At 69.5% G+C, this 2,529-nt stretch carries 2 protein-coding genes; one reads left to right on the top strand and one right to left on the bottom strand.

Going from position 1 to position 2,529, the window contains the following annotated elements; translation table 11 throughout:
• Window positions 1-221: 221 nt before the first annotated feature.
• The gene (locus ACFV7Q_RS38710; RefSeq protein ID WP_385435647.1) at window positions 222-380 is read right to left on the bottom strand and encodes a hypothetical protein; all 159 of its coding nucleotides are present in this window, start codon (window positions 378-380) and stop codon (window positions 222-224) included.
• A 1,541-nt stretch (window positions 381-1,921) separates the two neighbouring features.
• On the opposite strand from ACFV7Q_RS38710, the gene ACFV7Q_RS38705 reads away from it, so the two are divergent.
• Entirely contained in the window at window positions 1,922-2,497 is a 576-nt protein-coding gene (locus ACFV7Q_RS38705; protein ID WP_385435646.1) for a hypothetical protein, read from the top strand.
• Window positions 2,498-2,529 lie beyond the last annotated feature (32 nt).

Genomic DNA, 2,529 nt, shown 5'->3' with positions numbered 1-2,529 from the left:
AAGCTCACCCGCCCTCATACAAGCAGCGAACTACCGAACACCAACCGTGACAAGACCAGCTAACAAAGCACTACTAGGTCCTGCTGAGCCGATCAGGTGACGGAAGCGTGGCTTGAACCCGCCCATCACAAGTCCCCCTGCCGACCGAGCCGGACCGAGCGGGACGGAAGCCGCCCCGGCCGCTCCGGGTGACGGCCCCGGCAGTGCGAGGCCGGGCGGGCTCAGGTTCCCGGGCGACTCAGGGAGAGCGCGGGCACTCCGAGGGTGCCCACGCCACCGGAGGCTCGGACGTGGTTCGCGGCGATGGCCGTCACCCCCTGGTCGATCTGCTTGTCGATCAGTGCCAGCGTGGCCTCGTGGCCGGCTTCCTGGGCGGTCAACCATGCCTCCTCGTATTCCGGGGAGCCGACCCTCTGCTGCTGGACGCCCTTGAGCGGCTGCTCTTGTTCCGATGAGACCGGCGTCTTGTTCCGGTGAGACCGGCGGCCACCTGCCGCGCTCCTACCCCTCTCAGCGCGCTCGAACGCCGGCGGGCTTCCACACGTCCGGCGTGCGCGCGGGACACCGGCTGGGCAACCCGGCCGCCGCCGGGCGAAGTCCGCAGGTCCGAGTCCAACCCATCGGGACCGCGGCTCTCCAACCCGCCGGCGACCCGGTGACCGCCGTCGACCAACCTCGGCGCCCAGCACGCAGCCACAGTCGGACGTGCCGGCCTCGACCATGTCGTGGAGCCCGCCCGCCAGACGGCGCACCTTCTCCGTGACGTGTCGGGTCTGCGTCTCCGCCCGGCCTCGACCCTGATCGCGTAGCTCCCCACGAGGTCACGCGCCTGGTCCTTCGATTCGCCCACCACCGCGCTCACTTGCTCACCGCCAGTGCCGTGACCCGCGAAGCTTCTCCTCCACCAGGGCGGCTCCTCCTCCCGCCTTCTCCCGAGCCGTTTCTGCCACAGCCTGCGGTCGGCTCCGGTCCGTAGTGCTCGTGTCGTCGAAGTCGCTCCCGGCTGCTCCACGTCCTGCGCCGGTGGTTGTCCTGGGGCAGCCGGCCGACCCTGGCGAACGAACCGGTATACGCCCCGCGGTCGAATGCGGGAAGCCGCCTCGTCTCCGCCCGAGGGCGCGAGTCGTTCTCCTGCTGCCCCGTCGCAGTGCAACCCGGAGGCAGCAGCCCCGCCCGGACCACCCGCCTCCATGGCCCCACCCCCTCCACAGGGCATTCCCGTCGCCCCGTGACGGCGCCATGCGGCCCACCGCCGCTCAGGAGATCGCCTGCACCTCGGGAGCGATCGCACGACGCACCATCCACAAGACGGTCCTGGACTGCGCCGGAATCACGTTCGCCGATGCTGGGGACTCCTCCTACACAGCTCACACGCACCTCACCGGTCGCATCATCCCGGCGGTCGAATGCGGCAGGCGGTTGATTGCGGCACCCGACGGCTGCATCGGCAGGCGTCGCCGACGAATGGTCCGACCGTGCTCCCCGCGCACCACCCCGTCACCGCCGGTCAGGCGCGACAGACCCCTGCGACATCACCCCCTACGAAGCCGTGCTCATCGACTGGAGCGCCAGCGGGCCCACGGTCTGGGGTCCTGCACCGCGACCTCGGGCCGGAGGACCGGTTCCTCTGGTACGCCTTCACCGTTGGCATGCGCGGCGCCTGCTGCGCATGGCTTGCGGTCCGCGGTCCGGCCCAGTTCCCGCTCCCCGGTTCGACTGGAGTGGGGTCACGTCATCGAAGGGCCGCTCCCGCATGCGCTTACGCCCGGCCCGGTGCGTCTCGGCGGGACGAACGGGTGATGGAGCGACGACGCGTTCCCACCGACAGAAGCCGATCTGTTGTCCTGTGTACTTTGGGCGATCGTCTACTTGCACTGGGTAGTCGGATGTGCGCGAAGCGATGCACGAAGGGTAAGTATTCATGCTCAAGCTCCAGCAAGTCGTGATGGCCGCAGTGGCGGCGGGAAGTCTGGCCGCCCTGGGCGCGGGAAGCGCCTACGCAGCCGCTACAGGCGGCACGCCGCCGACGCCGGCCGCGCCGAGGGTCGCCCAGCTGCCCCAGCTCCCCCAGCTACCACGGCTCCCGCAACTGCCACAGCTCCCGCGGATCGCACTGCCGAAGGCGGCGCAGCTCCCGCAGGCGACGACCCACACGAAGCGGCAGGTCAAGGCGGCGGGAAGCATTGCCTCGACCACGCACTACATCCCATACGCCCCGTACGCGCCGTACGCCCCGTACGTCCCTTACGCCACGGACGACGCGGGTACGCCCAACACTCCGAACACGCCGAACACCCCGAACACTCCGGGCGGCGGGAACACCCCCAACACTCCGAACACGCCCAACACGCCGAACACCCCGAACACCCTCGGCACCCCGAACACGCCCAACACACCGAACACGCCCAATACGCCGAACACCCCGAACTCGTCCACGACTCCGAATACGCCCAACACCCCCAACACCCCGAATACGCCGAATACGGATGCACTGTAAGGACCCCATAAAAAACGAGGGCGGACTGCCCC

Origin of the sequence: Streptomyces sp. NPDC059851 (genome assembly GCF_042732005.1) — a bacterium.
In the GTDB taxonomy this organism is placed as follows: Bacteria; Actinomycetota; Actinomycetes; order Streptomycetales; family Streptomycetaceae; genus Streptomyces.
The sequence above is the reverse complement of the archived record's forward strand: the minus strand, read 5'-3'. Positions and strand labels throughout refer to the sequence as shown.